This is a genomic window from Mesorhizobium sp. M7A.F.Ca.CA.002.09.1.1 (genome assembly GCF_003998555.1).
GTDB lineage: Bacteria > Pseudomonadota > Alphaproteobacteria > Rhizobiales > Rhizobiaceae > Mesorhizobium > Mesorhizobium ciceri.
In genome coordinates this window covers 1-379 of the sequence record NZ_RZRR01001661.1, presented here as the reverse complement: position 1 = coordinate 379, position 379 = coordinate 1, and the positions used below count along the sequence as shown (strand labels likewise).

General features: G+C 62.0%; 1 protein-coding gene. It reads right to left on the bottom strand.

What is annotated here, in order from left to right:
- Window positions 1–108: 108 nt before the first annotated feature.
- Window positions 109–379, bottom strand: a 271-nt coding sequence (locus tag EN994_RS35225; protein WP_127308336.1) for a cupin domain-containing protein, incomplete at its 5' end; no start/stop codon positions are given.

Genomic DNA, 379 nt, shown 5'->3' with positions numbered 1-379 from the left:
GGTATTGAGGCTGCTGCCCCCTCACCCGGATTGCCATCCGGGAAAAGCAATTCGGGGCAATCCGACCTCTCCCCGAGGGCAGAGGTCGGAGCCGGAACCGAGGAAAGATCACTGCCCCGGCGGAATCAGCCTGAAATCCGGCAGCTCACGCAAAACCAGTTCAGGTCCTGCCGGCGAATAGACGACGAACAGCTGCATCGGCCCGTCGCCGGTGTTGAGCGTCGAATGAAAGCGGCTTTCCGGCACGTAGATGGTGCAGCCGGGGCCGACCTTCTCGACCATCGGATTGCCCTTCTCGTCCTCGACCATCTGTTCGCCATGGCCTGAGATGACGAAGATGATTTCTTCCGCGCCCGGATGGTTGTGGCGCGTGTGGCCC